2 protein-coding genes are annotated in these 872 nt (G+C 60.4%); both read right to left on the bottom strand.

The annotated features are described in order from the left end of the window. The coding region (locus GTN70_09370) for a hypothetical protein (GenBank protein NIO17192.1) at nucleotides 1–266 on the bottom strand (266 nt) is incomplete at its 3' end. After that, nucleotides 238–872, bottom strand: a 635-nt coding sequence (locus GTN70_09365; protein NIO17191.1) for a hypothetical protein, incomplete at its 5' end; no start/stop codon positions are given. The genes GTN70_09365 and GTN70_09370, both read right to left, overlap by 29 nt.

Here is an 872-nt window from a genome sequence, read left to right as displayed (position 1 = left end):
AGGTAGTGGTCGCATACCATCAGGTCGATCTCGCGCTGGCGTAGGATGGCTAGGGCGTGCTCGGCGCCGAGGGCTGTGAAGATCTCAACGCTAGTATTGCCGTGGTGCTCGATCTGGTCCCGCAGCATTTCCACGATATCCTTGTCGTCGTCGACTAACAGGATCGTGGGCCTGCGTTTCAGTGACCCGTCGCACGAGGTGTCGCCTACGCAGCAGGTCCCCGCGCGGTCGCGTTCCTCAGCTTGGCTGTGGCTTTGCTTGCACATCGTCCTTGGCTCCTTCGTCGTCTTGATCGTAGCACTCCACGTCCGGCCAGCGCAATGTGGTAACAACTGTCTCGCCTTCAACGGCGTACTCGACCGTCCAGCCAATACGAGCAACGCTCCGGGCGATTGACCCACGACCGGTGCCGCGTCCGTTCCCTTTGGTAGAACCGTTCGAGCGCAGCACCATTCTACGGTCCTTGCGGTTGGCTGGATTCGTGATCCTGATGAAGTCGCTTCCAACGTGCACGCGGATATCGCCGTCGCTACCCGACACACGTTGCGCTTCCGCTGCATTGATCAGCGCGTTGAGCAAAGCCCGGTGTATGTCGCTCGGGCTGGTAGTTACCTCGAAGTCGCCGTCATCGTCATAGAGAATGTCCGACCCGTGCGCGTACCCAACCAACGATGTCACCGCCTTTGTGAACCGGCGCAGCTTGATCGTTGCGACGTTGCCCGGGTAGAGCCATGCGCTGATCGTGGAGATGTGCTTGTCCGCCTCATCGTTGAACCCACGCTGGACTGCCATCTTGACGATAGCCAACGCGGTAGAGAGATCGTGGCGAAGGTGCCTGCGGATACGGACGTGCCAGGCGGCGAACTCGGCGA

The organism is Deltaproteobacteria bacterium (assembly GCA_011773515.1).
In the GTDB taxonomy this organism is placed as follows: domain Bacteria; phylum Desulfobacterota; class Deferrimicrobia; order J040; family J040; genus WVXK01.
This window is presented reverse-complemented; position numbering and strand designations above follow the sequence as displayed.